29 protein-coding genes are annotated in these 25,003 nt (G+C 72.1%); 11 read left to right on the forward strand and 18 right to left on the reverse strand.

The window, feature by feature from the left end; translation table 11 throughout:
* The first annotated feature begins 19 nt into the window (after window positions 1-19).
* Window positions 20-1,225: an acyl-CoA dehydrogenase family protein gene (locus tag ACFUJ1_RS16520; protein ID WP_378646371.1), complete on the forward strand. Its 1,206-nt coding sequence runs from the start codon at window positions 20-22 to the stop codon at window positions 1,223-1,225.
* A gap of 9 nt (window positions 1,226-1,234) precedes the next feature.
* Here ACFUJ1_RS16520 and ACFUJ1_RS16525 read toward each other — a convergent pair whose 3' ends face one another.
* Entirely contained in the window at window positions 1,235-2,128 is an 894-nt protein-coding gene (locus tag ACFUJ1_RS16525; RefSeq protein WP_378646373.1) for a LysR family transcriptional regulator, read from the reverse strand.
* 96 nt (window positions 2,129-2,224) lie between these two features.
* On the opposite strand from ACFUJ1_RS16525, the gene ACFUJ1_RS16530 reads away from it, so the two are divergent.
* Window positions 2,225-2,464, forward strand: coding sequence for a hypothetical protein (locus tag ACFUJ1_RS16530; RefSeq protein WP_378646375.1), 240 nt, complete (start codon window positions 2,225-2,227; stop codon window positions 2,462-2,464).
* 130 nt (window positions 2,465-2,594) lie between these two features.
* Here ACFUJ1_RS16530 and ACFUJ1_RS16535 read toward each other — a convergent pair whose 3' ends face one another.
* Window positions 2,595-3,653 (reverse strand): acyl-CoA dehydrogenase family protein, encoded by a 1,059-nt coding sequence (locus ACFUJ1_RS16535; RefSeq protein ID WP_378646377.1) that lies wholly within the window; start codon window positions 3,651-3,653, stop codon window positions 2,595-2,597.
* A 13-nt stretch (window positions 3,654-3,666) separates the two neighbouring features.
* Window positions 3,667-4,479, reverse strand: a complete 813-nt coding sequence (locus ACFUJ1_RS16540; RefSeq protein WP_378646379.1) for a sulfurtransferase — start codon at window positions 4,477-4,479, stop codon at window positions 3,667-3,669.
* Window positions 4,480-4,596: 117 nt separating this feature from the next.
* Between ACFUJ1_RS16540 and ACFUJ1_RS16545 the strand changes: the two genes are divergently transcribed.
* Window positions 4,597-4,986, forward strand: a complete 390-nt coding sequence (locus ACFUJ1_RS16545; protein ID WP_378646381.1) for a VOC family protein — start codon at window positions 4,597-4,599, stop codon at window positions 4,984-4,986.
* Here ACFUJ1_RS16545 and ACFUJ1_RS16550 read toward each other — a convergent pair.
* Complete coding sequence (locus ACFUJ1_RS16550) at window positions 4,950-5,612, reverse strand: hypothetical protein (RefSeq protein WP_378646383.1); 663 nt, start codon at window positions 5,610-5,612, stop codon at window positions 4,950-4,952. The genes ACFUJ1_RS16545 and ACFUJ1_RS16550 overlap by 37 nt on opposite strands.
* A 270-nt stretch (window positions 5,613-5,882) precedes the next feature.
* Here ACFUJ1_RS16550 and ACFUJ1_RS16555 point away from each other — a divergent pair, with 270 nt between their 5' ends.
* Both ACFUJ1_RS16555 and ACFUJ1_RS16560 read left to right on the forward strand, forming a co-directional pair.
* A complete protein-coding gene (locus ACFUJ1_RS16555) occupies window positions 5,883-6,278 on the forward strand; it encodes a hypothetical protein (RefSeq protein ID WP_378646385.1) in 396 nt (131 codons plus the stop codon).
* The gene (locus ACFUJ1_RS16560) at window positions 6,275-7,204 is read left to right on the forward strand and encodes a hypothetical protein (protein WP_378646386.1); all 930 of its coding nucleotides are present in this window, start codon (window positions 6,275-6,277) and stop codon (window positions 7,202-7,204) included. The genes ACFUJ1_RS16555 and ACFUJ1_RS16560 overlap by 4 nt, the downstream gene beginning before the upstream one ends.
* Here the strand turns inward: ACFUJ1_RS16560 and ACFUJ1_RS16565 are convergent.
* From ACFUJ1_RS16565 to ACFUJ1_RS16620, 12 genes are read right to left on the reverse strand one after another with little or no spacing between them, the layout of a single operon-like run.
* Window positions 7,192-7,764: a 3,4-dihydroxy-2-butanone-4-phosphate synthase gene (locus tag ACFUJ1_RS16565; RefSeq protein WP_378646388.1), complete on the reverse strand. Its 573-nt coding sequence runs from the start codon at window positions 7,762-7,764 to the stop codon at window positions 7,192-7,194. The two genes, ACFUJ1_RS16560 and ACFUJ1_RS16565, sit on opposite strands and share 13 nt — an antisense overlap.
* A gap of 14 nt (window positions 7,765-7,778) precedes the next feature.
* Window positions 7,779-8,552, reverse strand: coding sequence for an enoyl-CoA hydratase-related protein (locus ACFUJ1_RS16570; protein ID WP_378646390.1), 774 nt, complete (start codon window positions 8,550-8,552; stop codon window positions 7,779-7,781).
* Complete coding sequence (locus tag ACFUJ1_RS16575) at window positions 8,549-9,412, reverse strand: alpha/beta hydrolase (protein ID WP_378646392.1); 864 nt, start codon at window positions 9,410-9,412, stop codon at window positions 8,549-8,551. The genes ACFUJ1_RS16570 and ACFUJ1_RS16575 overlap by 4 nt, the downstream gene beginning before the upstream one ends.
* Entirely contained in the window at window positions 9,409-9,969 is a 561-nt protein-coding gene (locus ACFUJ1_RS16580; protein ID WP_378646394.1) for a hypothetical protein, read from the reverse strand. The genes ACFUJ1_RS16575 and ACFUJ1_RS16580 overlap by 4 nt, the downstream gene beginning before the upstream one ends.
* A 1-nt stretch (window position 9,970) precedes the next feature.
* Entirely contained in the window at window positions 9,971-10,981 is a 1,011-nt protein-coding gene (locus tag ACFUJ1_RS16585) for a phosphotransferase family protein (protein WP_378646396.1), read from the reverse strand.
* Window positions 10,981-11,862, reverse strand: coding sequence for an SDR family NAD(P)-dependent oxidoreductase (locus ACFUJ1_RS16590; protein WP_378646397.1), 882 nt, complete (start codon window positions 11,860-11,862; stop codon window positions 10,981-10,983). Before ACFUJ1_RS16590 ends, ACFUJ1_RS16585 begins: the two co-directional genes overlap by 1 nt.
* Complete coding sequence (locus tag ACFUJ1_RS16595) at window positions 11,859-13,001, reverse strand: acyl-CoA dehydrogenase family protein (protein WP_378646398.1); 1,143 nt, start codon at window positions 12,999-13,001, stop codon at window positions 11,859-11,861. Before ACFUJ1_RS16595 ends, ACFUJ1_RS16590 begins: the two co-directional genes overlap by 4 nt.
* Entirely contained in the window at window positions 12,994-15,111 is a 2,118-nt protein-coding gene (locus tag ACFUJ1_RS16600; protein WP_378646400.1) for a 3-hydroxyacyl-CoA dehydrogenase NAD-binding domain-containing protein, read from the reverse strand. The genes ACFUJ1_RS16595 and ACFUJ1_RS16600 overlap by 8 nt, the downstream gene beginning before the upstream one ends.
* 4 nt (window positions 15,112-15,115) lie before the next feature.
* Complete coding sequence (locus tag ACFUJ1_RS16605) at window positions 15,116-16,318, reverse strand: acetyl-CoA C-acetyltransferase (protein ID WP_378646402.1); 1,203 nt, start codon at window positions 16,316-16,318, stop codon at window positions 15,116-15,118.
* 5 nt (window positions 16,319-16,323) lie between these two features.
* A complete protein-coding gene (locus ACFUJ1_RS16610; protein WP_378646404.1) occupies window positions 16,324-17,301 on the reverse strand; it encodes a hypothetical protein in 978 nt (325 codons plus the stop codon).
* Between the two features lie 26 nt (window positions 17,302-17,327).
* Window positions 17,328-18,179, reverse strand: coding sequence for an enoyl-CoA hydratase-related protein (locus tag ACFUJ1_RS16615; protein WP_378646406.1), 852 nt, complete (start codon window positions 18,177-18,179; stop codon window positions 17,328-17,330).
* Window positions 18,176-19,003 carry an SDR family NAD(P)-dependent oxidoreductase gene (locus ACFUJ1_RS16620; RefSeq protein ID WP_378646408.1) on the reverse strand — a complete coding sequence of 276 codons (828 nt, stop codon included), beginning with the start codon at window positions 19,001-19,003 and terminating at the stop codon, window positions 18,176-18,178. The genes ACFUJ1_RS16615 and ACFUJ1_RS16620 overlap by 4 nt, the downstream gene beginning before the upstream one ends.
* A 144-nt stretch (window positions 19,004-19,147) precedes the next feature.
* On the opposite strand from ACFUJ1_RS16620, the gene ACFUJ1_RS16625 reads away from it, so the two are divergent.
* The 6 genes from ACFUJ1_RS16625 (at window position 19,148) to ACFUJ1_RS16650 (ending at window position 23,392) form a co-directional block, all read left to right on the forward strand.
* Window positions 19,148-20,335, forward strand: a complete 1,188-nt coding sequence (locus ACFUJ1_RS16625) for a lipid-transfer protein (protein ID WP_378646410.1) — start codon at window positions 19,148-19,150, stop codon at window positions 20,333-20,335.
* Window positions 20,332-20,787 (forward strand): MaoC family dehydratase N-terminal domain-containing protein, encoded by a 456-nt coding sequence (locus ACFUJ1_RS16630; protein WP_378646412.1) that lies wholly within the window; start codon window positions 20,332-20,334, stop codon window positions 20,785-20,787. The genes ACFUJ1_RS16625 and ACFUJ1_RS16630 overlap by 4 nt, the downstream gene beginning before the upstream one ends.
* Window positions 20,784-21,200: a MaoC/PaaZ C-terminal domain-containing protein gene (locus tag ACFUJ1_RS16635; RefSeq protein WP_378646414.1), complete on the forward strand. Its 417-nt coding sequence runs from the start codon at window positions 20,784-20,786 to the stop codon at window positions 21,198-21,200. The genes ACFUJ1_RS16630 and ACFUJ1_RS16635 overlap by 4 nt, the downstream gene beginning before the upstream one ends.
* The gene (locus tag ACFUJ1_RS16640) at window positions 21,197-21,958 is read left to right on the forward strand and encodes an SDR family NAD(P)-dependent oxidoreductase (protein WP_378646416.1); all 762 of its coding nucleotides are present in this window, start codon (window positions 21,197-21,199) and stop codon (window positions 21,956-21,958) included. The genes ACFUJ1_RS16635 and ACFUJ1_RS16640 overlap by 4 nt, the downstream gene beginning before the upstream one ends.
* A complete protein-coding gene (locus ACFUJ1_RS16645; protein ID WP_378646418.1) occupies window positions 21,955-22,782 on the forward strand; it encodes a mycofactocin-coupled SDR family oxidoreductase in 828 nt (275 codons plus the stop codon). Before ACFUJ1_RS16640 ends, ACFUJ1_RS16645 begins: the two co-directional genes overlap by 4 nt.
* A 106-nt stretch (window positions 22,783-22,888) precedes the next feature.
* On the forward strand, window positions 22,889-23,392 hold the full coding sequence (locus ACFUJ1_RS16650; RefSeq protein ID WP_378646420.1) for an adenylate kinase: 504 nt from the start codon (window positions 22,889-22,891) through the stop codon (window positions 23,390-23,392).
* A 21-nt stretch (window positions 23,393-23,413) separates the two neighbouring features.
* Here ACFUJ1_RS16650 and ACFUJ1_RS16655 read toward each other — a convergent pair whose 3' ends face one another.
* Window positions 23,414-23,893, reverse strand: a complete 480-nt coding sequence (locus ACFUJ1_RS16655; protein ID WP_378646422.1) for a flavin reductase family protein — start codon at window positions 23,891-23,893, stop codon at window positions 23,414-23,416.
* Entirely contained in the window at window positions 23,893-24,993 is a 1,101-nt protein-coding gene (locus ACFUJ1_RS16660) for an LLM class flavin-dependent oxidoreductase (protein ID WP_378646424.1), read from the reverse strand. The genes ACFUJ1_RS16655 and ACFUJ1_RS16660 overlap by 1 nt, the downstream gene beginning before the upstream one ends.
* Between the last annotated feature and the right edge of the window lie 10 nt (window positions 24,994-25,003).

Here is a 25,003-nt window from a genome sequence, read left to right on the forward strand (position 1 = left end):
CCGAGAAGGGGGTACCACCATGACCACCGCCCGCACCGTCCCGCCCGCCCTCGATTCCACCGAACTGCGCGACGTCCTCGCCGAGATCGCCGAGGACGCGCGCCGCCGCCGCACCGAGGGCGGCGGCCGTCCCGAACGCGCCCTCGCCCTGGCGCGCGAGCACCTGCTCGGCGCCGTCCGCATCCCGCGCGAGGCGGGTGGTGCGGGCTATTCGCTGCGCGACTTCTTCACCCTGGTGATCCGGCTCGCGGAGGCCGATCCCGATGTGCCGCACATCCTGCGCGGGCACTGGGGCAGCACCGAGGAGGCGTGGCGTTCGCGCGACACCGAGAACGGTAGGAAGTGGCTGGGCTGGATTCTGCAGGGCAAGATCTTCGGCGGGGCACAGTCCGAGCTCGCCGGGCAGCCCGGGGTGTACACGTACCACACCACGCTGACCGCCGACGGTGCCGACTTCCGGCTGAACGGGCAGAAGTTCTACAGCACCGGCAGTTCGTACGCCGACATCCTGCGCATCTCCGCCAACGACGAGTCCGGGGGTCAGGTGACCGCGACCGTTCCCGCCGACCGGCCGGGGATCATCCACGTCGAGGACTGGGACGGGATCGGACAGCGCGAAACCGGCAGCGGTACAACCGTTCTCGACAATGTACTGGTGCACCCGGATGAGGTCGGCGAGTTCAAGCTGCGCACCGGCCCCGGGCGTCCCCGCGTGCCGCAGGCGCACCTGCTCATGCACGCCGTCGGCGCGGGCGTCCTGCGCGCGCTGACCGCGGAGACCGCCGCACTGCTGCGCGCCCGCACCCGCTCGTACTCCTGGGGCAACACCGACCTGGCCCGCAACGACCCGCAGTTGCTCGCCGTCGTCGGCTCGCTGTCCAGCACCACCTACATGGTCGAGGCCGCCGTGCTGGCCGCCGCCGATGCCATGGACGCCGCGTACAACCACGTCTGGGAGCACGGCACCTCCGACCCCGCGCTGGATCACGCGGCCTCGTTCCAGACCTCGCAGGTGAAGGTGGCCGTCGAGGAGGTCGCGCTGCGCGCGGCCGGCGACGCGTACAACGCCGGTGGGGCCTCGTGGACGCGGGAGTCGGTGCATCTCGACCGGCACTGGCGGAACCTGCGGACGCTGTTCTCGCACAATCCGACCGTGTACAAGGCGCGGGTGGTCGGGGATGTGGTCGTCAACGAGGCGGAGCTGCCCAACGTCGGGTTCTTCTGAGCCGTCGGTTCACCGGACCATCTCGCTCAGCGCGGCCCGGGCCAGCTCGCGCAGCCAGAGGTGCGCGGGATCGGTGTCGTAGCGCTGATGCCAGGACAGGTACACCGGCGCCTTCGGCATCGCGAACGGCAGGGACAGCAGCACCAGGTCCGCGGCTGCCCCCGCCGTCGACGCGGGTGCGGTGACGACGAGGTCGGAGCCGCGCACGAATTCGAGCGCCGCCGCCTCGGTGGGGACCGTCGCCACCACCCGCCTGGCGAGGCCGAGCCGCGTCAGCGCGTCGTCGAGCACGTTGCTCAGTCGGCCGCGCCGGGAGACCGTGATGTGCTCGGCCGCAGCGTAATCCGCGGCGGTGAGCGGGTCGGCACGGGTGAGCGGATGCTCCTGCCGCACGACGATCACGTGCGCCGTCTCGGCCACCCGCTCGGACCGTAGCTCCGGCGACGTCGGGCGATCCGCGGCGGCGGCGAGGTCGACTTCGCCCCGGCGCAGCTCCGGGGTGTCGACGCTCGACTCCGCGATGAACCGCAGCCGTACCCCCGGCGCCTGCTCGCGCACGGTGGCCAGCAGTGTGGGGCCGCTCCGTGCGACCAGGGCGTCGTGCCAGCGCAGCGTGAAGGCGCGGTCGAGCGTCGCGAGGTCGAGTTCGCGGCTCGGCGCGAGCACGCCCTGGACCTGTTGCAGCAGGTCGTGCACCTGTTCGCGGACCGCGACGGCGTAGGGCGTCGGGGTCATGGTGCGGCCGGTGCGGACCAGGATCTGATCGCCGGTCGTGCGCCGGATGCGCCCGAGGCTGCGGCTCATGGCGGGTGCGGTGACGTAGAGCCGCTCGGCTGCCCCGGCCACGCTGCCCTCCTCCAACAGGGCGTCGAGGGCGGCGAGCAGGTTCAGATCCAATTGCATGGGAGTCATCCTAGGCGTGCTTCACATGCACTTGATGTTAGCTGTTGCCGCTCCTACCGTTCGAGGCGAACCACTCTTTCCGATAGGAGCACCACGATGACCGATACCGATCTGCTCGACCGGACCGCCGAGGCCGTCCGCGCAGCGAGCGCTCCGCTGCGTGACCGCTTCGGTGAGGTGGTCGAGTACCGGAGCCGCGACGAGCTGATGCGCGCGCTCGCCGCCAACGACAGCGCGGTGCTCGGCGTCCTGCGCCCTCGCCTCGAGGCGCTGCGTCCCGGCGCCCGCTGGGTCGAGGAGGGGTTCGCACCTTTCGCGATCTCCATCGCCCGCTGACACGGTCGCCTCGATCGGGCCGGCCCGCACGGGGGTCGCTCGACGGCGGCACCTGCCGCGGTCGGACCCCTGCTGCGCGGACCCGATCGACCGGGTCACGGGGATGTAGGTGGGCGGCCCTACGACCTCTTCAGCTCGCGAGCCGCTCGAATCGCGCGGTCCGCACCTTGGGTGAGAGCCCCCGCACCTGGAGGAACAGGGCCGCCCGGGCCCGGACCTGCGCGATGCTGTCGATCACCAGGCTCTGCCCGCCACCGGCGACGAGCGCTGCGGTGGTCGCGCGCACCGCGAGCTGATCGAGCTGAGCCCGCCAGTACGGCTCCGGCAGCGGCGTCACCGCCGCCTTCTCGACCGCCGACGCCAGGGCCAGCAGGGACGGCTCGTCCGGATGCGCGACCAGCGCGTCCCGCAGCGCCGCCCGCGCCAACCCGACCGGCCCGGCGGCCGGGTACTTCGCCGCCTCCGGCTTCTTGTGCCGCTCGTTCGGGTGCACGGTGCCGTCGGTGGCGTCCCAGGCGTCGATATCGACGACCTCGGTGATGAATTCGTCCGGCAGGAAGTAGCCGTGCAGGCGCAGCGAGACCGTCCGGGATCCCTGCACCGCCGCCAGCCGCAGCGGCTCGGGGGTGATCCCCGGCTGGGTCAGGTCGCCGACGCCGAACACGTAGGTGTGGTTCGCCTCGTCCACCGCCCCGAGCCAGGCGGTGTCCACCAGCCCCCAGCCGGAGAGCCAGCGCACGATCCCGTCGATCCGATACCCGCCCGCCACCTTGGTCGCCGTCGTACTCGACTTGCTCGGCCAGTGCCGGATCTGCGCGAACCCCGCGCCGCCGATCCGCTCCCCCCTCGCCAGCGCGGGCAGCAGCGCCAGCGCCGCCGGGGTCTTCGAGGTGAGGATCTGCCCGATCGGGCCGGCGTGCTGGCTCAACCCCAGCGCCGTCGACGGGTCGGTGCCGAACAGCAGGTCGTCCGCCGCGTTCTTCACCGCGGCGGGCAGCCCGGTACCGCCGTGCTCGACCGGCACCGGCCACGAGAAGTACCCGACCTCCCGCAGTGCCTCCAGGTGCGAGTGCGGGATCGCGCTTCCGTCCACCTCGACCGCGCGCGGCGCGATCACCGTCGCGACCACTTCCGCGAAATCTTTGTACGCGGGGTGCTCGGTCGGTGCTGTCAGCTGTTCGACGCTCATCGTTGCTTTCCTCTCATTCCGGCTGCACGCCGGTGACCACCGGCCGCGCCGGATCCGATGTCCAGGCCGAGAACGAGCCCGGGTACAGGGCGGCGGTGATCCCGAGCCGGGCCAGTGCCAGCACGTCCAGCGTCGCCGCCGTGCCGCCGCCGCAGTAGGCGCCGACCGGGGTGTCGGCGTTCACCTGCGCGTACAGCTCGCGCAGCGTCTCCGAGCTCGCCAGCCGACCGTCCGGGTCGAGGTTCCTGGAGGCCGCCACACTGATCGCCCCCGGAATGTGGCCGCCCTGCGGTTCCCCCGCGTAGGCGTCGGCGCCCCTCGCGTCGAACAGCACACCCGATCGGGCCAGCTCGCCCGCCTGCTCGGTGTCCAGTACCGGCAGCGACCCGGTCGTGACGGTGAAGGTGCCGGACCGCTCCACCGGCGCCGCCGAGCTCAGCTCGCCGCCCGCGGCCTCCCAGGCTTCGAGCCCGCCGTCCAGGTATCGCACATCGGGCACGCCCGCCCAGCGCAGCGTCCACCAGACCCGCGAGGCCAACGCCGGATTCTCGGTGCTGTAGACCACGACCAGCGAGTCCGTGTCGATCCCCCACCGCTGGACCGCGTCCTGCACCTGCTCGTCCGTCGGCAGCGGATGGTTCCCCGAGTGCTTCGTCTTCTCGCCCACCAGATCGCGGGTCAGCGACACCGGAACGGCGCCGGGCAACCGCCGCTCGTCGGCCTCGCCCTCCCGCCGGACCGCGAGGATCACCACCGGCCGTTCGGCCTCGAGCTCCGCGCGCACCTGCTCGGCGCTGATCACGACATCACCGGTACCGACAGCCATAGGATTCCCCTTCCGGGCGACCACGCGGGCCACTGCCTCGCGTGGAAGCCACGGTAGGCTTTCGCGCTCCGCTGATCACGGGTTATGGTCGGCGCGAATCGAACCCGGAGGAGTTGAATGCGGGGAGTTCGGATCGACTGTGTAGTAATTGCCGCCCGAGATCCCGCCCGTCTCGCCGAGTTCTGGAGTGCGCTCCTCGGCTATGTGCGGCAGGAGAATTTCACCGACTCCATCCGCCTCGGTCCACCCGAGGGTGCTGGTGTCGTTCTGCTGGTGGCCCCCGCCGACCCCGCACTCACCGTCTCGAACCGCCTGCACTTCGACCTCCGGCCGGAGAATCACGCCGAGACCGTCGATCGCGCGCTCGTGCTCGGCGCCACCCGGGTGGCATGGGGTCGGGAGATCACCGGGTGGGCCGTGCTCGCCGATCCGGAGGGCAACGAATTCTGTGTGCTGCAGTCGCGCTCCGACTACGAGCGGTTCGCGGCGGCTCGGGCGGAGGGATAGCGTTCGAAATCTCTGCACCCGGTGCAAACGTCCACCCAGGGATGGCCGGGGTGCACCCGGGACAGCCAATCGGACAGCCGCGTTCGTCGTGCTTCGTTCAGTGCGGGAAGAGCGCGGAGAAAGTCCGCCTCGTCTTTCGCTCGCCGGGATTTCGCCTTGAACAGGAGCACGACCTCGGGGATCACGTAGGGAATGCCGTCGACGGTACGCAGTATCAGCTCGTCGTACGGCAGGGTGATCGAACCGTCGCGGCGGCACACCCAGCGATCACCGTCGTGCGGCTCGCGGAACACGTCGAGGTGATAGCGCCCGGTCGCCGGGTCGCGCAGCCAGGTCTGATGGTGGTTGTCCGCCGCATCGGGGAAGGCCCGAACCTGCCCGTCGCCGACGACGTCCCACTCGTACCCGGGAAGCGCACCGACGATCTCGCCGAATCGCTCGCGGGGAACGCCGATTTCGAGATCCGAGTGCTCCCGCCCGAGGCCGCCGACGAACAGGTCAAGCGCCCACCCGGCCGCGACGTACCAGCACGGCGGTGTGCCCGACAGCCGTGCGGCGACCTCGGCGGGCGTCCAGGCCCGCCAGAGCCGGTCGCATTCCTCCGCGGACAGCGGGCGTCCGGCCATGCGCAGTCTCCCTACAACGAATCTCACGAGATGAGCTCGGATACAACGTATTCCCTCCGAGGCCGAGTGCCGCGGAAGAACCGCGACTTGCAGCGGAATTGCTGACGGAGGAGCACCAGCACACTCCCGGACATCGCCGGACAGATCACTTTCCGCACAAAAGGGCGATATGTCCAGTAAGGACGACACTCCGCCCGTTCCACTGGCACCCGGACGGGCGCAATGAGAGCATTCCGATAACCGCGCGCCCGCCGATAGCCAGGAGCAACCATGACCGTCGCCGAACCTCCGCGTCCGCAACGCGGCACCACCGCCGCCGAGCGCGGACCGGACGTCAGCACCGCCCAGCAGGCGGTGGTGGACGAGCGCAGCTGGGCCCGCATGGCCGCGGCGGCGGCGAACCCGAAGTTCCTGCTCTCCCAGGCCGAGGGGTATCCGGTCGGGATCAAGCAGTTCCTGCAGTTCTGCCTGATCCTGGTCTACCCGGCGTGGCTGTTCGTGCTCGTGCTGTTCTGGCCGCTGTGGGCGGTCGGGAAGGTCGTCGAGGGCATCCTCTATGTGCTGTTCTGGCCGGTGCGGGCGATGCACAAGCGGAACAATCCGGAGGAGTACGCCGCGTTCCAGGCCGAGCTGGCGGCGCGCAAGGCGGCCGGTGGGCAGCGATGATGGGGCTGTTCAGCCGCCGGAAGGGCGCGAGCATCGCCCTTGCCCCGGACGGGCCGTACCGTGCCACGGACACGATCACCGCGACGGTCACCGTGGACGCGGCGCTGGACAGGGTGTCGGCGGCCTCGGTGCACCTCGGCTATCGCAACGGCTTCCGGTACCGGTGGGCCGGGCGAACGGATGCCGCGCTCAACCACGACAACAACTCGCTGCTCCTGATGGGGCAGGTCGGCACCGACTACGGCTCGGAGAAGGACACCGAGGAGTGGGTGCCCGTCCTGGCCGAGCAATTGCCGGTGGTCGACGGCACCCTGGCCGCCGGGCAGCATCGGGTGCGGCTCCGGCTGCCGTCGTGGTCGCCGGGCTCGTCGAAGGACGTGGTCCGCTGGGAGATCCGGCTCGCGGTCGAGCGCTCGGGCCGGGATCTGGCGACCGCGGTGCCGCTGACAGTGCTGATCGGCCCTCCCGACCCGCTGCCCGCCTCGGCCGACCTGCCGCTGATCCAGAAGACCCGGGCACTGGCGAGCACCCTCGACTTCGAGATCGTCACCGAGCGGGGCGCGTACCGGCGCGGTGACGAGGTGCGCGGGGTGGTCGCGGTGACCGCGCCGGAGACGCCGGACCGCACCGCGACGATCGCGGGCTGGTTCCAGCGCATCCAGGAGTCGCATCCAGTGGAGAAGACCCCGGGTAGTGCTACCGATTCCTACGTGCGGCCGATGGTCACCTTCGCCAAGGACGTGCGATTCATCGGGGGGCAGCGCCAGGAGTTCCCTTTCGCCATGACCCTGCCGAAGGATATCGACCCGACCACCGAGGCAGTGCATTCATCGATCAACTGGTTCGTGCAGATCAAAGTCGAATTCTCGGGAGCAACCGGGGCCATCGAGCGGGCCGAGCGCGGAATCGTCGTCTACACGGGGTAGCCACGCACGAGTAGCCCGTGCTGCTCGGCGAAAGCGCGGCAGTCGGCGGCGTCGGCCAGCAATGCCGGGTGCCCGGGTGAGACGAGCGCGGCGAAGGCGGCGATCGGGCGGGCACCGGCATCGGCTGCCAACTCGACGACGAGATCGGCGAGCGCGCCGGTGCCGTGGGCGCGGACCGGGGCGACGTGGCCGGGGCGGGTGAAATCGGCGGGGCCGGTCGCCGGGTCGGCCATGGCACGGATGGTGCGGGCGCGGTCCGCGGCGGAGATGCCGGTGGTGATGCCGTCGACGGCGTCCAGGGTGACGGTGTGATCGCGGGCGGTGCCCGCCGCGCCGGGCAGGCTCCACATCGACGGCAGGTGCAGGCGGGCGCAGTCGGCGTCGCCGAGCGCGACCTCCACGAAACCCGACGTGTGGCGGATCAGGAAGGCAAGGGCAGCGGTGGTGGCGTGCTCGGCGGCGAGCACCAGGTGCCCCGCGCCGGTGTGCGGGTCGAGCAGCACGACGGTGTGGCCGGCGGCGAGCTCGGCGCTGGGGCGAACGGCGGTGATCGCGGTCATGTCAGGGGTCCTGTTCAGGCGGGTCGATGGAAGATCGCGGGACGTTTGGCGGCGAAGGCGGTGATCGCCTCCCGGAAGTCGGGGCCGCCTGCGAGGGCGAGCTGGCCTTCCCGTTCGCGGGCGAACGCGGCCTCCAGGTGCGGGAGGGTGGCGGCGTGCACGGCCCGTTTGGTGCGCGCGAAGGCGTCGAGCGAGCTGTCGCGCAGGGTGGCGACGACGGCGGCGAACTCGGCGTCGAAGGTGTCGACGGCGAAGGCGGCGGCGACGAGGCCGTGGCGTTCGGCCTCGTGCGCGCCGATCTTGGCGCCGAGCGCGAACAGGCGCATGGCGACGGAGCGGCCCGCCGCCGCGGCGACCAGGGCGGTGGCGCCGCCGTCCGGCATGAGGCCGACGGCGGTGAAGGGGGTGCGCAGGTAGCTGTCGGCGCGGGCGACGGCGATATCGGCGGCCAGGGCGATGGAGACGCCGACGCCGATGGCCGGGCCGCGCAGTTCGGCGACCACCGGGCGCGGGGCCGCGCGGATGGCGGTGACGAGGCCGGTGGCGGCGTCGAGGGTGCGGGCGGTGGCGTCGGTGTCGAAGGGGTCGTCGGCGCCGAGGTCGCCGCCGGAGCAGAAGGTTCGGCCTTCGCCGGCGAGGACGATGACGCGCACCGCCGGGTCCGCGGCCGCGGATTCGACGGCTTCGCGGAGCAGGGTGAGGGTTTTCGCGTCGACGGCGTTGCGGCGGTCGGGGCGGTCGAGTGCGATGCGGCGGACGGAGTTCTCGTCGGTCACCCGGATGGTCACGGCAGGGCTCCGTTCACGAAGTCGGTCATCTCGGCCAGGGCTCGGCGGGCCTGGGGCAGGTCGGCGAAGAGGGTCCAGGCGTGGCAGGCATCGGGGTGGATCGAGAGCGCGCCCCGGTTGCCCGCGGCGCGGGCGGTGGCGTGCATGCGGACGGCGTCGTCGCGCAGGGCCTCGCGGTCGCTTGCCAGGAAGAGGATCGGGGGCAGGTCGTGGAAGGCCGCGAAGAGCGGGGAGACGCGGGGGTCGCTCGGGTCGTGGCCCCGGAGGTAGCTCGCGGCGAGGCCGCGCAGGGCTCGGGCGCTGATGACCGGGTCGGTGCCCGCGTTGGTGGTGAAGCTGTCGCCGGAGGCGGTGAAGTCGGCCAGGGGGGAGACGGCGATGACGGCGCTCGGGGTGGCGGCGCCGCGGTCGCGGGCGGCGCTGGTGGCGGCGAGGACAAGCCCGCCGCCCGCCGAGTCTCCGCCCGCGATCAGGGTGTCGTCGGCGCTCAGGGCGGTGAGGACGGCGGTGGCGTCGTCGAAGGCGGCCGGGAAGGGGTGTTCCGGGGCCAGTCGATAGTCCGGGAGGAGTACCTGGGCGTCGAGCGCGGCCGAGAGGGTCGCTGCGGCGGCGCGGTAGCCGTGCGGGCTGCCCATGACGTAGCCGCCGCCGTGGAACCAGACCAGGGTCCGGGTGCCGGTGCCGACTCGGAGGCACGGCACGTCGGCGACGGTGTCGCTCGTGACCGGGACATTCGGTGGCACGGGGGTTTCGGACATCATGGCGTCGAGGTTGCGCCGGAGCCGGTCGAGCGGAAGGCGGCCGTCGCCGAAGACCGAGGACCAGGCGGTCTCGGCTTCCTCGAGGGTCGTCGGCGTCATCGGGGGTCTCCGGTCGGGGCAAAGGCGCCGCGCAGGGCGCCGGTGATCTGTTCGGCGACGTCGTCGGCGGTGAAGGTGGCGACGGCGGCCGCGATGGCGGCGGTGTCCGGGTGGCTTCGTGCGACAACCGCCGCGGCGGCTCCGGCGCGGGCGCGGACGGACTGCTCGGCATCGGGGTGCGCGTGGCTCGGGGCGGGAGCGGTGTGCTCGGTGCCGCTCGGGCTCGTGCCGGGAGGGCAGGCGCCACGGTCCGCTCGATATGCCGCCGCGAGGCGTCCGGCGATCTCCGCGCGACGCTCGCGCAACGCGGCCACGGTCGGCGGGAGATCGGCACCGGGCAGCCCCAGCTCGCGAGCAAGCTCCTCGGTGCGCGCACACACCGCACCGAGCCGGAGACCGTCCCACCCCACTCGCCCGACGAGATTCCCGAGCACCTCCAGCACGGCGCCGAGCTCGAGCCGGGCGGGCCCATCCGGCACCTCGGGCAGCACCCGGTTCGTCAGAGCCTCAACGACGGTGCCGAGCACCTGCGCGGGATCACTGCTGTATCCGGTCATCTCACTTCCCCCATTCACCGTCGCGCAGCATCTGTCCGAGCCAGCCGAGGCTGTAGTACACGCTGTTCGCCATGGCGGCGTAGCGAAGGTCGTCGCGTTCCCCGCGGTTGTAGACGCGCACCGCCTGCAGGCAGCCGATGGCCGTCTTGGTCAGCGACTGCACCGCCCACCAGGTGAGCGTCTCCGCCGATGGCCGCCAGCCCGCCGCCGCCTCGTACTCGTCGAGGAACGGCTCGAGCGCGATGAGCTTGCACAGCAGCGGTGAGCGGCCGCGGCTGGTGCGCTGAGCGAACCAGGCGATATCGGCGGCCGGGTCGGAGAAGTGCGCGGTCTCCCAGTCCAGCACGGCGGCGAGCCCGTCGTCGCGCACCACGAGGTTGCCGATGCGGAAGTCGTTGTGCACCAGCGCCACCCGGCCGGAGACCCGATCGGCTCGGTGCTCGAGCCAGGCCAGGGCCAGATCGAGAATCGGGATCCGGATGTCGGCGACCTCGCGGTAGTGCCCCGCCCACTCCGCGTTCTCCTGCGCGCCGGTGCGGTCGGCGGCGGGGACCGGGCCGAGCCGGTCGAGCCCGAGCGCCGCCGGGTCGGCGGCGTGCAGCAGGGCCATGGCGCGGGCGATCTGCCTGCCGAGCGGTTCCCTGCGCTCGGCGGGCACGAGCCGGGTCACGGTGCCGGGCAGCGGGATCGCACCGGTCACCTTCGCCATGACGAAGAAGCCGCGGGCGAGCTCCGGGTCGTGGGTGATCACCGCGGGCACCGGCAGCCCGAGCGCGGCGGCGGCGCCGAGCAGCGCGACCTCGCGTTCGACGTCGTACTCGGCGACGATGCCGCTGAGCGGCCTGCGCTTGACCGCGTAGTCGGCCTCGCCGCCGTCCCATTTCACACCGACCAGGTAGGTCTCCCACGAGTTGCCCTCGCCGCGCCGGTCCACCTCGGTGAGGTGCAGGGTGCCCGCGGCGCCGAGGGCGGTGTCGAGGGTGGCGGTCAGGTCGTCCAGGAAGGTGTCCATCAGAAGAGCTCCGCGTCGGGGCCGCCGCCGTCGACGGTGAGGCGCTGGCCGGTGAGGTAGCCGGCGTCGCCGGAGACCAGGAAGGCGACGGTGCCCGCGACGTCCTCCGGGGTGCAGACGCGGCCGAAGGGCGAGGTCGCGGCCAGGTCGGCGAGGTCGGTGCCGCGCGCGGCCGAGACCAGGCGCTTGCCCATCTCGGTGGCGACCAGGCCGGGGGCCACGATATTGGCGTGGATGCCGTGCGGGCGTTCCTCGCGGGCGAGGGTGCGGACGCAGGTCTCCATGGCGGCCTTCGCCATCGTGTAGGGGGCGGCGCCGGCCGGGGTGGTCGTGGTCGAGTTGCTGGAGATCATGACGATGTCAGCACGGCCGATCGGGCCGGCCGCGGCTTTGCGCATGCCGGGGAGCAATGCCTGGATCAGCCCGATCGGGCCGAAGGCGTGCACGCGCATGAGCGCGGCGAAGTCGGCCTGCGCGGTGTTCTCGACGGTGGCGCCCTTGCTCGCCGACCCGGCATTGCTGACCAGCAGGTCGACCGGGCCGAGATCACCGGTGATCCCCGTGACCATCTCGGCGACTGCGTCGTCGTCGCCGATGGCGGCCCGGTAGCTCGCCGCGCGGCCACCGGATTGCCGGATCAATGCGACCACCTCGTCCGCGGCGGCGGAATCGCGGCGGTAGTTCACCGCGACCGCGGCGCCCTCGCGGGCCAGCCGCAGCGCGACCGCCCGCCCCACCCCGCGCGATCCGCCGGTGACCAGCACGATCCGCCCGGCCGGCGGCGCTCCCGGCCGAGCGGGAATCGGCGCCGCGCCCGTGCCCGGGTCGGCGGATTCGATCGGCGCATCGCCCTGACCGCGCGCCCCTTCCGGCCCGCTCATCCGCGCACCACCGCGCGCCCGACGAGATCCTTCATCACTTCGTTCGACCCTCCGTAGATGCGCTGGATGCGGGCATCGCGCCAGATCCGCGCGATCGGGTACTCCTCCATGTAGCCGTAGCCGCCGAAGAGTTGCAGGCAGCGGTCGACCACGTCCCACTGCAGTTCGGTGGCGCGGTACTTCGCGCCCGCCGCGTCCTCGGCGCTCAACTCCCCCGCGTTCAGGGCGAGCACACAGCGGTCGACGTAGTGCCGGACCAGCTCGATCTCGGTGTGCAGCTCGGCGATCGTCATGCGAACCGACTGCAACTCCGCGAGCGGGGCGCCGAAGGCGACCCGGGCGCGCACGTGCTCCAGCGCCAGCCCGAGGGCGTGCGCGGCGGAGGCGGCCGCGGAGACCGCGATCGAGAGCCGCTCGCGCGGCAGATTCCCGATGGCCGAGCCGAGCCCGCGCCCGGGCTCGCCGACGATATTGCCGATCGGCACCCGGCAGGAGGTGAAGGTCAGCTCCGCGGTGTCCTGGGCGCGGCGGCCGATCTTGTGCAGCGGCCTGCCCCGCTCGAAGCCGGGCGTTCCCGCCTCGACGGCGACGAACGATATTCCGCGGCCGTCCCGTTCGCCGGTCCGCGTGAGTACCAGGGCGAGGTCGCAGGTCGCCCCGGAGGTGATGAAGGTCTTGGCGCCGTCGAGGACGAGGAAGTCACCGTCGCGGCGGGCGGTGGTGCGAATTCCGGCCAGGTCCGAGCCGGCGCCGGGTTCGGTGAGCGCCAGCGCGGTGACGCAGTCGCCCGCGGTGAAGCGCGGCAGCCAGCGGTCGCGCTGCGCGGGGGTGGTGAGGTCGCGCAGGTAGGGGACGATGATGTCGTTCTGCATGGAGAAGGTGTCGCCTGCCGTGCCGGAGGCGTCGACCTCCTCCGCCATGACCGCGTTGTAGCGGAAGTCGGCGATGCCGAGACCGCCGTACCCGGGGTCGAATTCGAAGCCGAGGAAGCCGTTCTCGGCGGCCGAGCGGATGAACGCGCGGTCGACCGTTCCCGCTTCTTCCCAGGCGTCGGCGTGCGGCACCGCCTCCTTGTCCAGGAAGGCACGGAAGGCGGAGCGGAATGCCTCGTGCTCGGCGGTGTAGAGATCCCTACGCATCGATCGACTCCGGCGGCTCGAAGCGGGAACCGTAGCGCTGCGCCAGTTCTCGGGCCCGCGCGGCGAAGGCCGCCGGTCCACCGGGGTAGCCGGCGACGAACAGGGCGGTGCCGCCGGTCCAGGTCGGATAGCCGATGCCGAGCAGCGAGCCGACATTGGCGTCGGCGGCCGAGCGCAGCACCCCGCTCTCCCGGCAGCGCGCGGTCTCCAGCGCCTCGGCGAAGAGCAGCCGGTCACGCAGTTCACCCAGGTCGGCGGGCTCGGCGGCGACCGGGAAGAGCTCAGCGAGCCCCGGCCACAGCCGCTGCCTGCGCCCGTCGGTGTACTCGTAGAACCCGGCACCGGCGACCCGGCCGCGCCGGTCCAGCGCGGTGAGCGTGGTGAGCACCGCGTCACCGGGATGCTCGGGCAGGAACCCCGCCTCCCGGAACTGGCCGCGAATGGTGAGCGGCAGCGAGAGCGTCACCTCGTCCAGCAGCGCCAGCGTGCCGAGCGGGTACCCGGCCTGCAGCGACGCCTGCTCGACGGAGTGCGGCGAGACGCCCTCGCCGATCATGGCGGCGGCCTCGATCAGCCGCTGCAGGATGACCCGGCTGGTGAAGAAGCCGCGGCCGTCGCCGACCACGATCGGCGTCTTGCCCAGCTGGCGGGCGATGTCGAAGGCGGCGGCCAGGGTGGCGTCGGAGGTCTTGTCGCCGACCACGATCTCGATCAGCTCCATCCGCTCGACCGGGGAGAAGAAGTGCAGGCCGATGAAGTCCTCCGGGCGGGGCACGCCGTCGGCGAGGCCGGTGATCGGCAGGGTGGAGGTGTTGGAGGCGAGCAGGGCGTCCGGGGCGATCACGTCGAGCACCTCGCCGAAGACGCGGTGCTTGAGCCCGGGGTCCTCGAAGACGGCTTCGATCACCAGGTCGGCGCCGGCCAGGTCGGCCACGTCGGCGGTCGGGGTGATGAGCGCAAGCACGGCGTCCGCGCTTTCCCGCGTGCGCCTGCCCGCGGCGACCTCTTTGCCGAGCACCGTGCGCGCGTGGTCCCTGCCGAGCTCGGCTGCCGCCGCGTCGACGTCCTTCAGCGCGACCCGGATTCCGGCGACGGCGCAGGCCAGCGCGATGCCCGCGCCCATCATGCCTGCGCCGAGCACCGCGGCGAACCGGGCTTCGCGCGGGTCGAAGCCCGGGGGACGGCTCGCGCCGGAGCGCACGGTGCGCCGGTCCAGGAAGGTGCCCTGGATGATGTTGGTGGCGATCCGGCCGGTGGCCAGCTCCACGAAATAGCGGGTCTCGACGGCCGAGGCGGTGTCGAAGTCGACCTGGGTGCTCTCCACCGCCGCGCTGAGGATGTTCCGCGCGGCGGGCGCGGGGGCATCACGGTCGGCCGCGCGCAGCCGGGCGGTGTAGCCGGGAAGGTCCGCTTCGCCGGAGACCGCGACCGCGGCGGCGGCCGCCGGGGTGCGATCCCACGGCTGGGTGGCGTCCGGGTTGGCGCGGATCCAGGCCAACGCTGCGGGAAGCAGGGCGTCCGCGGCGGGCACGAGTTCGTCGAGCAGGCCGAGCTCGACGGCGTCCCGAACCGGGAAGGTCCGGCCGGACAACAGGACTCGATGCAGTGCGGTGTCCAGGCCGAGCAGCCGGACGGTCCGCACGACTCCCCCACCACCGGGCAGCAGCCCGAGCGTGACCTCCGGCAGCCCGACCCGCAGCGCGGGATCGTCCACCGCGATCCGGCGGTGCGCGGCCAGCGCGATCTCCAGCCCGCCGCCGAGCGCACTGCCGGCCAGCGCGGCGACCACGGGCACGCCGAGCGTCTCCAGCCTGCGCAGCAGCGCCTTCACCCGGTCGGCGAACGACGTGAGCCGCTCGACGTCCGCCGGGCCGGCGGCGTGCAGGTCGTGCAGGTCGCCGCCGGCGAAGAAGGTGCGCTTGGCGGAGGTGAGCACGATGCCGGTGAGGCCGTCGGGAAGCCGATTCAGCTCGGCCTCCAGCGCGTCCGCCCACGCGGCGGTCACGGTGTTCGCGCTCCGGCGCGGATCGTCGAAAGTGACGACGGCGACGCCGTTCTCCGTGTGCCGGACGGTCAGTGGTGCGTTCACGGTGGAATCCCCTTCGGTCATGGCGTCACACCCGCTCGACGATGGTGGCGATGCCCATGCCGCCGCCGACGCAGAGCGTCACCAGCCCGCGGCGCAGGTCACGGCGCTCCAGCTCGTCGACGACGGTGCCGACGAGCATGGCGCCGGTGGCGCCGAGCGGGTGCCCGAGCGCGATGGCGCCGCCGTTGACGTTGACCTTCTCGTGCGGGAGGTCCAGGTCGCGCAGGAAGCGGAGGGCGACCGCGGAGAATGCCTCGTTGATCTCGAACAGGTCGATGTCGTCCACGGTGAGCCCGGCGGTGGCCAGCGCCTTGCGGGTGGCGGGGGCGGGGCCGGTGAGCATGATGGTCGGGTCCGAGCCGCTCACCGCGCCCGCCACGATCCGGGCGCGCGGGCGCAGCCCGAGATCCGTTCCGACAGCGGCGTTTCCGAGCACCACCAGGGCGGCGCCGTCCACGATGCCGGAGGAGTTGCCGCCGGTGTGCACGTGCTCGATCCGCTCGACCCAGTGGTACTTCTGCAGCGCGACGGCGTCGAAGTCCGCCATCCGGGCGAAGGCCGGTTTCAGCGCGGCCAGCGTCTCGACGGTGGTGCCGCGGCGCGGGTGCTCGTCGCGGGCGAGGAGTTCGATGCCGTTGCGATCCCGCACCGGGACGACGGAGCCGGCGAACCAGCCGTTGTCCCAGGCGGCCGCGGCCCTGCGCTGCGATTCCGCGGCGAAGGCGTCGACGTCGGTGCGGGTGAAGTTCTCCAGGGTGGCGATGAGGTCGGCGCCGATGCCCTGCGGGACGAAGCGGGTGGCCAGCGCGGTCTCCGGGTCGTTGGCCCAGGCCCCGCCGTCGGAGGCCATCGGCACCCGGCTCATGCTCTCCACCCCGCCCGCGAGCACCAGCGACTCCCAGCCGGACGCGATCTTCTGCGCGGCGGTGTTCACCGCCTCCAGCCCGGAGGCGCAGAAGCGGTTGAGCTGCATTCCGGCGACGGTGTCCGGGAGCCCGGCCGCGACCGCGGCGATCCGCGCGATATCGGCGCCCTGGTCGCGCAGCGGGCTCACGCAGCCGAGCACCAGGTCGTCGATGCGGGCCGGGTCGAGGGCGGGGTTGCGGTCGCGCAGCGCGGTGAGCAGCCCGGTCACCAGGGTGATCGGCTTGACCCCGTGCAGCGCGCCGCCCCGGCCGCGGCCGCGCGGGGTGCGGAAGGCGTCGTAGACGAAGACGTCGTGCGGCACGGCGCTCAGCCCCGGATCGGGCGCAGGAACTCGGCGATGCCCCAGCCGCCGAGTCCGCCCGCGAAGTCGACGGTCATCTGGCCCATGCGCAGCGCGCGGTCGCCGGTGCGCTGGGTGACCGGGACGAAGTGCCTGATGCTGCCGTCGAGAACGAGCAGCGGCAGCCCCTCGGCCCGCACCAGCGCGACGTGGCGGCCCGCGTAGGTGGGCTCACCGGCGTAGTCGGTGTGCACGGTGTAGTCGAGGATCGGGTGGAAGCTGCCGTCCGGGGTGATCACGGCCCCACCGGATGCCCGCACGCCGGAGGGCTCGAACTCGCCGTAGGCGGTGATGGCGGTGCCGTCGGCCAGCCAGGCGGCGAGCCACTCGCCGGTGTAGGAGGCCCATTCGCGGGGGCCCCAGGAGTGGTCGCGGAAGGCGGTCGCGTGCTCCAGCGTCCAGGTGCGCCCACCGACCCGGATCGCGCCGCTGACGTGGCCGAACTGCTCGTAGTGGTCGCTGGCGATGGTGGACGAGCCCGGCGTGCAGTCGCCGTCGTCGTCGGTGGTGACGAAGAGCGGGGTGCCCGCGGTGAAGGTCAGCGCGATCTCGCACTCCTCCGCCGGCGCGTTCTTCAGTGCCTGCCTGCCGCGGTCGGCGAGCAGCGCCGGGATCGGGAGGCGGGCCACCGTGTTCCGGTAGCTCAGCTGCACCGTACGGGTCGGCTCCTTGACCACGATCTCCAGCCCGGCGGAGGCGAAGCCGTCGTTGGTGTCGCTCGGCTCGCGGCCCGCCCGGAAGGCGACGGCGCCGCCGGGCAGGGTGAGCTGCACCGACGCCTCGGAGTAGCCGAGCGTGGGCCGGTTGCCGATCCGGAGCAGCCCGCCGAGCTGGGAGACCGGGTCGAGGAAGTTGACGTAGACGCTCTCGTTGTAGTTCTCGATACCGGTGAAGTCGTGGGTCTGCTCGGCGTCGGCGCCGTACTGGCAGTTCGTGAAACTCATGGGCCCTTCTTCGTCTCGGGTGCGGTCTAGAACCGCTGGGCGGGGCTCGGGTCGAGCGGCGGGAAGACGGCGCGGCGGCGCTCCAGGAAGGAGTTGATGCCCTCGCGGGCGTCCGGTGAGTCGACCCGGGAGGCGTAGGTGCGCGATTCCTCGGCGGCGGCGAGCCCGGGCAGCGGGGTGGACCAGCTCGCCGCCAGCAGCCGCTTGGCCAGCGCCACCGAGGTCGGCGAGGTGTCCTGGGCGAAGACGGCCGCGTACTCGTGCGCGGCGGTGAGCACGTCGGCGGCGGGCACGATCCGGGTCAGGTAGCCGGCCGCGTACCCCTCGGCGGCGTCGAAGACCCGTCCGGAGAGGATCCAGTCGGTGGCCCGGCCGATGCCGACCAGCCGGGGCAGGAACCAGGACGACCCGCCCTCCGGCACCACCCCGCGCCGGGTGAAGACGAACCCGAACCGCGCGGTGTCACTGGCGATCCGGACGTCGGCGGCGGCGATCAGCGAGGCGCCGCCGCCCACCGCGTCGCCGTTCACCGCGGCGATCACCGGCTTCTGCATGCTGAACATGCGCTCGGTGATCCGGCCGGCGGGCTCGCGGTAGCCGGTCGGGGTGTGGCCGTCGACGTCGGCGTTCAGTGCCCGGACCAGGGTGTCCGGGCCGTCGAGCTCGGCGCCGACCGAGAAGGCCGGGCCCGCGCCGGTGAGGATCACCGCGCGCACCGCCGGGTCGCGGTCGGCGCGGTCGAGTGCGTGCCAGACGTCGACGAGCATCTGGACCCGCATGGCATTGCGCCGGGCCGGGGCGTCCAGGGTCAGCACCGCGACCCCGTCCGCGACCTCCAGCCGGACCTCCTCGTACTCGCGGTCGGCCGCGAGCGTCACAGCCCGCCCCCGCAGACCAGGATCTCGCCGGTGATGTAGCTCGACTCCGGGCTGCACAGCAGGTACACCGCGCCCGCGGCCTCCTCGGCGGAGCCGGCCCGGCCCAGCGCGATCTGCTTGGTCGCGGCCTCCATCACCGCCGGGTTCACCCCGACCCGGATGTCCCGGTCGGCGACCTTGATGGTCTTCTCCTCGGTGGTCACCGAGGTGAGCCGGGTGTTGATCACGCCGTAGGCCACCGCGTTCACGGTGACGTTGTAGCGGCCCCACTCCTTGGCGATCGCCTTGGTCAGCCCGACCAGCCCGGCCTTGGCCGAGGAGTAGTTCGCCTGCCCGGCGTTGCCCTGCAGCCCCGAGGTCGAGGAGATGTTCACGACCTTGCGGCAGGGCACCGCGAGCCCATCGGCGCGCTCGCGCTTGACCGTCGCACTGATCACCGGCTGCGCCGCGCGCAGGATCCGGAAGGGCGCGGTCAGGTGCACGTCGATGATGTCGTCCCACTGCTGGTCGGTCATCTTCTGGACGACGTTGTCCCAGGTGTAGCCGGCGTTGTTGACGATGATGTCGAGCCCGCCGAACTGGTCGACCGCGGTGGCGACGAAGCGGTCGGCGAACTCCGGGTCGGTGACGCTGCCGACGCAGGCCACCGCCTGACCGCCCGCCGCCTCGATCGCGGCCACCGCCTCCTTGGCCGGCTCCGGATCCAGGTCGTTGACGACCACCTTGGCGCCCTCGGAGGCGAGCTTCTCGGCGACCGCGCGGCCGATGCCGCGGCCCGACCCCGAAACCAGCGCGACCCTGCCCTGCAGCCTCTGTGCGTTCACCTGACGTCTCCTCTCCTGCCGGTTCGTGACCCGAGTCACGAATGTGAATACTAACTACAGTGCTTGAGGTCGTCAATGTGCATGTCATTGCAGTTGGTCCGACGTAATGTTAATTTCGAATTCGATCCAATGATGGGAGAGCGCATGAGCACCGTGTGCATCAGCGGCGTCGGCATGGTGCCGTTCGCCAAACCGGGCAAGAGCGAGACCTACGAGCGGATGGCGGCGGGCGCCGTCGCGGCCGCGCTGGCCGATGCCGGGGTGAGCTACACCGACGTCCAGCAGGCGTACGCCGGTTACGTGTACGGCGATTCGACGTCCGGGCAGAACGCGCTCTACGACGTCGGGCTGACCGGCATCCCGATCGTGAACGTGAACAACAACTGCTCCACCGGCTCCTCGGCGCTGTGGCTGGCCAGGCAGGCGGTCGCCTCGGGCGCCGCGGACTGCGTGCTGGCGCTCGGCTTCGAGCAGATGCGGCCGGGCGCGCTGGTGAACGCCTTCGACGACCGGCCGAGCCCGACCGCGCGCGGCGAGGAGATCGCGCAGGCCCGTCCGGGCGGGGAGGTGCCCGCGCCCATGGCCGCGAAGCTGTTCGGCGGCGCGGGCGTCACCTACATGGAGCGCTACGACGTCGGCCCCGAGGTGTTCGGGCGGGTGTCGGTGAAGGCGCGCGCGCACGCCGGGCGCAATCCGCTCGCGGTGTTCCGCGACCCGATCGACCTGGAGCAGGTGATGTCCGCCCCGCGGATCTGGGGCCCGCTCACCCGGCTCATGTGCTGCCCGCCCACCAACGGCGCGGCCGCGGCGATCGTGTGCAGCGAGCGCTTCGCGAAGGCGCGCGGGCTGGACGCCAGCATCCGGCTGCGGGCGCAGTCGCTGGTCACCGACGGTGCAGGCACCTTCGAGGGCACCGACATGATGACCGTGGTCGGCTACGACATGACCAAGCGCGCCGCCGCCGAGGTCTACGCCGAGGCCGGGGTCGACCCGCTCGACATCCCCGTGGTGGAGCTGCACGACTGCTTCAGCACCAACGAGCTCATCACCTACGAGGCGCTCGGGCTCACCCCGGAGGGCACGGCGGAGAAGTTCGTGCTCGACGGCGACAACACCTACGGCGGCCGGGTGGTGACCAACCCCTCCGGCGGGCTGCTCTCCAAGGGCCACCCGCTCGGCGCGACCGGGTTGGCGCAGTGCGCCGAGCTGGTCTGGCAGCTGCGCGGCAGCGCCGGTGACCGGCAGGTCGACGGCGCGCGAATCGCGTTGCAGCACAACCTCGGCCTCGGCGGGGCCTGCGTCGTCTCGCTCTACGAGAAGGTGACGGCATGAGCCTGGATCAGGGAATTCTCGAGGTGGTTCCGGAGCCGCTGGAGCTGACCGTGGAGCGCGGCAGGCTGCGGCAGTTCGCCGTCGCCATCGGCGAGACCGACCCCGTCTACCGGGATCGCGACGCCGCCCGCGCGGCCGGGCACCCGGACGTACCGGCCCCGCCCACCTTCCTGTTCGGCCTGGAGCTGGAGAACTCCGACGTCTTCGGCGACCTCGCCAGGCACGGCGTCGAGCTGGGCCGGGTGCTGCACGGCGAGCAGACCTTCCGCTACCGCGCCACCGTGCACGCCGGTGACGTGCTGCGCTTCACCAGCCGCTACATCGCCGCCTACTCGAAGGCGGGGGGCGCGCTGGACTTCCTGGTCCGGCGCACCGAGGTGACCAGGGACGGCGACCCGGTCGCCGAACTCGAAAGCGTCACCGTCATCCGGAACGGAGGGAACCCCGCATGACCGACGTACCTTCGCTGAAGGCCGGGCCGATCACCCGGACCACGCTGGCGCTCTTCGCCGGCGCCTCCGGGGACCACAACCCCATCCACATCGATATCGACGCCGCCCGCGAATCCGGCGTGGACGACGTCTTCGCGCACGGCATGCTCTCCATGGCCTACCTGGGCCGCGCGCTCACCGACGCGTTCCCGCAGAGCAGGCTGGTGGAGCTCGCCACCCGGTTCACCGCGATCACCCCGGTGCTCGCCGAACCGGTGATCACCGCCGAGCGGACGGGCACCGAGACCGACGCGAACGGAACGGAACTCACGCGCCTCGCGCTCACCGCGACACTCGCCGACGGCACCGTCACCCTGCGCGGCCACGCGCTGATCGCCGGGTCGGAGACCGCGGGCACCGGAGCGGGCGCGTGACCGCGAGCGACACTCCCGGACGCGCCGTCGTGATCGGCGGCGCGTCCGGGATCGGGGCGGCCATCGTGCGCGCGCTCGTCGCGGACGGCGCGCCGGTGACCGTCGCCGACCGCAATATCGCCGACGCGCAGGCGCTCGCCACCGAACTCGGGGTCGATGCCGCGGCGGTGGACGTCACCGACGAGGACTCGGTCGGCGCGCTCTTCGCCGCCGTTCCCGGCCCCGTCGACTTCGTCGTGAACACCGCGGGCATCAGCGTCCTCGGGCTGCTCACCGAACTGCCCGCGCACAAGTGGCGCCGCGTGCTCGACGTCTGCCTGACCGGCGCGTTCCTCACCGTCAAACACGCCGCGCCCCGCCTCGCCGACGGCGGCTCCATCGCCGTCCTCTCCTCGCTGAACGCCCGCCAGCCCGGCATCGGCATGGGCGCCTACTGCTCGGCCAAGGCCGGGCTCGGCATGCTCGTCCAGGTCGCCGCGCTCGAACTCGCCCCGCGCGGCATCCGCGTGAACGCCATCGCCCCCGGCCTGGTGCACACCCCCCTCACCGCCGCCTCGCTCCAACTCCCCGGCCTCGAGGCCGACTACCTCGCCAACACCCCGCTCGGCCGCACCGGCACCCCGGAGGAGATCGCCGACGCCGCGCTCTACCTGCGCCGCGCCGCCTGGCTCACCGGCGAAACCCTCGACCTCAACGGCGGAGCGCACCTCATGCGCTACCCCGACGTCCACCGCGCGCTCTCGAAGGAACCGACATGAGCTCACTCACCGGGCAGGTCGCCCTGATCACCGGAGCCGCCCGCGGCCAGGGCCGCAACCACGCGCTCCGCCTCGCCGAACAGGGCGCCGACATCATCGCCATCGACATCTGCCGGCCCATCGACACCGTCGTCTACCCCACCGCCACCCCCGACGACCTCGCCGAGACCGTCCGCCTCGTCGAGGCCACCGGCCGCCGAATCCTCGCCACCGAGGCCGACATTCGCGATCTCGACGCGCTGCGGCAGGCCGCCGACGCCGGCGTGGCCGAGCTCGGCAGGCTCGACATCGTGATCGCCAATGCCGGGATCTCCAGCATGGCGCCCACGCTGGAGATGTCGGACGAGATGTGGACGACCATGATCGACATCAACCTCACCGGGCAGTGGCGCACGGTCCGTGCCGCGGTGCCGCACATCGTGGCCGGTGGGCGCGGCGGGTCGGTGGTGCTGGTGAGTTCGCTCGCCGCGCAGGCGACCAACGAGAACATGGCGCACTACAGCGCCGCCAAGAGCGGGCTGGTCGGGCTCATGCGGGTGCTCGCCAAGGAGCTGGCGCCGCGGAGCATCCGGGTGAACACCGTGCACCCGACCACGGTCGCCACCGACATGATCCTCAACGACGCCACCTACCGGCTGTTCCGCCCGGATCTGGCGGCGCCGACCCGGGCCGACTTCGAGGAGGCGGCGCGGACGTTGAACAAGTTGCCGGTGGCGGCGCTGGAGTCCGCGGACATCACCAACGCCGTGCTCTACCTCGTCGGCGAGTCGGGGCGGTACGTCACCGGAACCCAGCACATCGTGGATGCGGGCGGGCGGCTCTGACCCGAACCGCACGAGAGCCGGGAACGAATCTCTTTCCCGGCTCTCGCCGTCCTCCGCCGAGCGTTTCGCGCTGTCCTTCGAACGAACGACGCGCGACACTTCCACCATGAACAGGGTCGTGATACTCGGGCGCGGCGGGGCGGGGAAATCCACCCTCGCCGCCCGCCTCGGCACCACCACCGGTCTGCCGGTCGTCGAACTCGACAGGCACTTCTGGCCCGCCGATCTCACCCCGATCTCCGAGGACCGATGGGCAGCCGTCCAGCAACAGCTCATCGCCGCCGACCGCTGGATCCTCGACGGCGATCTCGGCCCCTACGACGTCCTCCCGGTGCGGCTGGCCGCCGCCGACACCGTCGTCGTCCTGGACTTCCCACTCCGGCTCTGCGCCTGGCGCGCCGCTCGCCGCTCCCGCGAAAATCTCGCGTTCTGGCGCTGGCTGCTCGGCTACCGCAGGCGAAGCCTTCCGATCGTCCTTGCCGCCATCGCCGAGCACGCCGGGACAGCCGACGTCCACCGACTGCGCAATCCGCGCGAGGTCGATGAATTCCTGTCCCGAGCGGGCACGAAGGACAAAGGGACACCACCGAGGGGATGGCCGGCCGCCTGAGCGACCGGCCATCCCCTCGGATCACGCGGGTACGTGATGCGTTCCGAACACCCGCTCGTGGTAGGTCAGCGGTGCGGCGGACGCGGTGTCGACCGCGTACACCTCCCCCACCACCAGCACGTGATCCGCGGCGACGACCGTCTGCACCACCCGGCAGGCGAACCACCCGGGCGCCCCGTCCAAGCGCGGCACCCCATCCGCCCCCGACCACGACACCCCGGCGAACTTCTCCGCCCCCTTGCGAGCGAACCTCCCGGCCAGCTCCGACTGCCCGTGCCCGAGAATGTTCACCCCGAACTCCCCGCTCACCGTGATCACCGCGAGCAGATCCGACCCGCGATCGAGACTGACGAGCAAGGAGGGCGGGCTCGCGGAGAGCGAGGCGAAGGCGCTGACCGTGGTCCCGTGCGGGCGAGCACCGTCCATCGCCGTCACCACCGCCACGGGCGTGCAGACCGCCGCCATCGCGTCCCGGAACGCACCGCCCAGGTCGGCCGACATCAGACGGCGGCCGGCACGCGCACCGGAATCCCGAGCCTGCTCAGCTCCGGGATCACCTTCTCGGCGAAGAGCCGCATGCTGGCCTCGGCCTTGCCGTGATCCAGCCCGCCGCAGGAGAAGCCGCAGTTCTGGTCGTAGTCGCCGAACGCCTCGTACCGCTCGGCGATCCGCTGCACCAGCTGCTCGGGGGTGCCGCTGAGCTGCGCTGCCCAGTACCCCTCGGCCGCCGCTTCCTTGCCAGCGGCGACGATGCCGTCAGCCATGGCGGCGTAGTTCTGGTACCCGCTGATGTTGTCGAAGTGCCCCGCCTTGTCCAGCCCGTAGTGCGCGGTGGTCAGCGCGAAGTGGGTGTAGATGGCCCGCTTGGACGTGGCCTCGCACTCGACGGGGTCCTCCGAGCAGTACACCGAGTCCGACAGCACGACGCGCGGCGGCTCGCCGTCGTGGTGCTTGCGGTACTCCTCGCGGTAGGCGGCGAAGTCGGCGGCGTGCACCTCGATCGGGAACTGGGCGAAGGAGGCGATGGCGGTGCCGCGCTGGGCGGCGGTGGCCCGCGACTCCGGCGACATGGCGATGCTCACCACGTCGCGATTGGCGATGGCCTTGACCGGCCCGGGGCGGATCGGCGCCGCCTTCTGGGTGTAGAACTCGCCGCTGTGCTCCATGGTGCCGGACTTCAGGGCGGCCAGGATCATGTCCAGGCTCTCCTCCATGCGGCCGCGGGCCTCGCCCATGTCGATGCCGAAGGTGTCGTACTCGATCTTCGACAGCCCGCGCCCGACGCCGAGCTGCACCCGGCCCCCGGAGAGGTTGTCCAGCAGCGCGACCTTCTCCGCGACCCGCAGCGGGTCGTTCCACGGCAGGATCGCGCCGCCGGTGGTGAGCGTGATCCGCTCGGTCTTGGCGGCCAGGTAGGAGAGCACCGCGAAGTTGTCGGGACACATGGAGTACGGGCCGTCGAAGTGGTGCTCGACGCACCAGATCCCCTCGAACCCGAGCGGCTCGGCCAGCTCCGCGAGCGCCATCTCGCGGCGGTAGAACTCGGCATCGCTCAGCTCGGGCGACTTGCCGGTGAAGAACATCTGGTAGGTGACCTTCATGGGGGTGACT

This window comes from Nocardia sp. NPDC057227, from assembly GCF_042669725.1.
GTDB classification, from domain to species: domain Bacteria; phylum Actinomycetota; class Actinomycetes; order Mycobacteriales; family Mycobacteriaceae; genus Nocardia; species Nocardia asteroides_A.

What these genes read in the sequence shown, in the direction of transcription:
- ACFUJ1_RS16520 (WP_378646371.1), top strand. Translation starts at nt 20, where the DNA reads ATGACCACCGCCCGCACCGTCCCGCCCGCCCTCGATTCCACCGAACTG.
- ACFUJ1_RS16525 (WP_378646373.1), bottom strand. Translation starts at nt 2,128, where the DNA reads ATGCAATTGGATCTGAACCTGCTCGCCGCCCTCGACGCCCTGTTGGAG.
- ACFUJ1_RS16530 (WP_378646375.1), top strand. Translation starts at nt 2,225, where the DNA reads ATGACCGATACCGATCTGCTCGACCGGACCGCCGAGGCCGTCCGCGCA.
- ACFUJ1_RS16535 (WP_378646377.1), bottom strand. Translation starts at nt 3,653, where the DNA reads ATGAGCGTCGAACAGCTGACAGCACCGACCGAGCACCCCGCGTACAAA.
- ACFUJ1_RS16540 (WP_378646379.1), bottom strand. Translation starts at nt 4,479, where the DNA reads ATGGCTGTCGGTACCGGTGATGTCGTGATCAGCGCCGAGCAGGTGCGC.
- ACFUJ1_RS16545 (WP_378646381.1), top strand. Translation starts at nt 4,597, where the DNA reads ATGCGGGGAGTTCGGATCGACTGTGTAGTAATTGCCGCCCGAGATCCC.
- ACFUJ1_RS16550 (WP_378646383.1), bottom strand. Translation starts at nt 5,612, where the DNA reads ATGGCCGGACGCCCGCTGTCCGCGGAGGAATGCGACCGGCTCTGGCGG.
- ACFUJ1_RS16555 (WP_378646385.1), top strand. Translation starts at nt 5,883, where the DNA reads ATGACCGTCGCCGAACCTCCGCGTCCGCAACGCGGCACCACCGCCGCC.
- ACFUJ1_RS16560 (WP_378646386.1), top strand. Translation starts at nt 6,275, where the DNA reads ATGATGGGGCTGTTCAGCCGCCGGAAGGGCGCGAGCATCGCCCTTGCC.
- ACFUJ1_RS16565 (WP_378646388.1), bottom strand. Translation starts at nt 7,764, where the DNA reads ATGACCGCGATCACCGCCGTTCGCCCCAGCGCCGAGCTCGCCGCCGGC.
- ACFUJ1_RS16575 (WP_378646392.1), bottom strand. Translation starts at nt 9,412, where the DNA reads ATGACGCCGACGACCCTCGAGGAAGCCGAGACCGCCTGGTCCTCGGTC.
- ACFUJ1_RS16580 (WP_378646394.1), bottom strand. Translation starts at nt 9,969, where the DNA reads ATGACCGGATACAGCAGTGATCCCGCGCAGGTGCTCGGCACCGTCGTT.
- ACFUJ1_RS16585 (WP_378646396.1), bottom strand. Translation starts at nt 10,981, where the DNA reads ATGGACACCTTCCTGGACGACCTGACCGCCACCCTCGACACCGCCCTC.
- ACFUJ1_RS16590 (WP_378646397.1), bottom strand. Translation starts at nt 11,862, where the DNA reads ATGAGCGGGCCGGAAGGGGCGCGCGGTCAGGGCGATGCGCCGATCGAA.
- ACFUJ1_RS16595 (WP_378646398.1), bottom strand. Translation starts at nt 13,001, where the DNA reads ATGCGTAGGGATCTCTACACCGCCGAGCACGAGGCATTCCGCTCCGCC.
- ACFUJ1_RS16600 (WP_378646400.1), bottom strand. Translation starts at nt 15,111, where the DNA reads ATGACCGAAGGGGATTCCACCGTGAACGCACCACTGACCGTCCGGCAC.
- ACFUJ1_RS16610 (WP_378646404.1), bottom strand. Translation starts at nt 17,301, where the DNA reads ATGAGTTTCACGAACTGCCAGTACGGCGCCGACGCCGAGCAGACCCAC.
- ACFUJ1_RS16625 (WP_378646410.1), top strand. Translation starts at nt 19,148, where the DNA reads ATGAGCACCGTGTGCATCAGCGGCGTCGGCATGGTGCCGTTCGCCAAA.
- ACFUJ1_RS16630 (WP_378646412.1), top strand. Translation starts at nt 20,332, where the DNA reads ATGAGCCTGGATCAGGGAATTCTCGAGGTGGTTCCGGAGCCGCTGGAG.
- ACFUJ1_RS16635 (WP_378646414.1), top strand. Translation starts at nt 20,784, where the DNA reads ATGACCGACGTACCTTCGCTGAAGGCCGGGCCGATCACCCGGACCACG.
- ACFUJ1_RS16645 (WP_378646418.1), top strand. Translation starts at nt 21,955, where the DNA reads ATGAGCTCACTCACCGGGCAGGTCGCCCTGATCACCGGAGCCGCCCGC.
- ACFUJ1_RS16650 (WP_378646420.1), top strand. Translation starts at nt 22,889, where the DNA reads ATGAACAGGGTCGTGATACTCGGGCGCGGCGGGGCGGGGAAATCCACC.
- ACFUJ1_RS16655 (WP_378646422.1), bottom strand. Translation starts at nt 23,893, where the DNA reads ATGTCGGCCGACCTGGGCGGTGCGTTCCGGGACGCGATGGCGGCGGTC.
- ACFUJ1_RS16660 (WP_378646424.1), bottom strand. Translation starts at nt 24,993, where the DNA reads ATGAAGGTCACCTACCAGATGTTCTTCACCGGCAAGTCGCCCGAGCTG.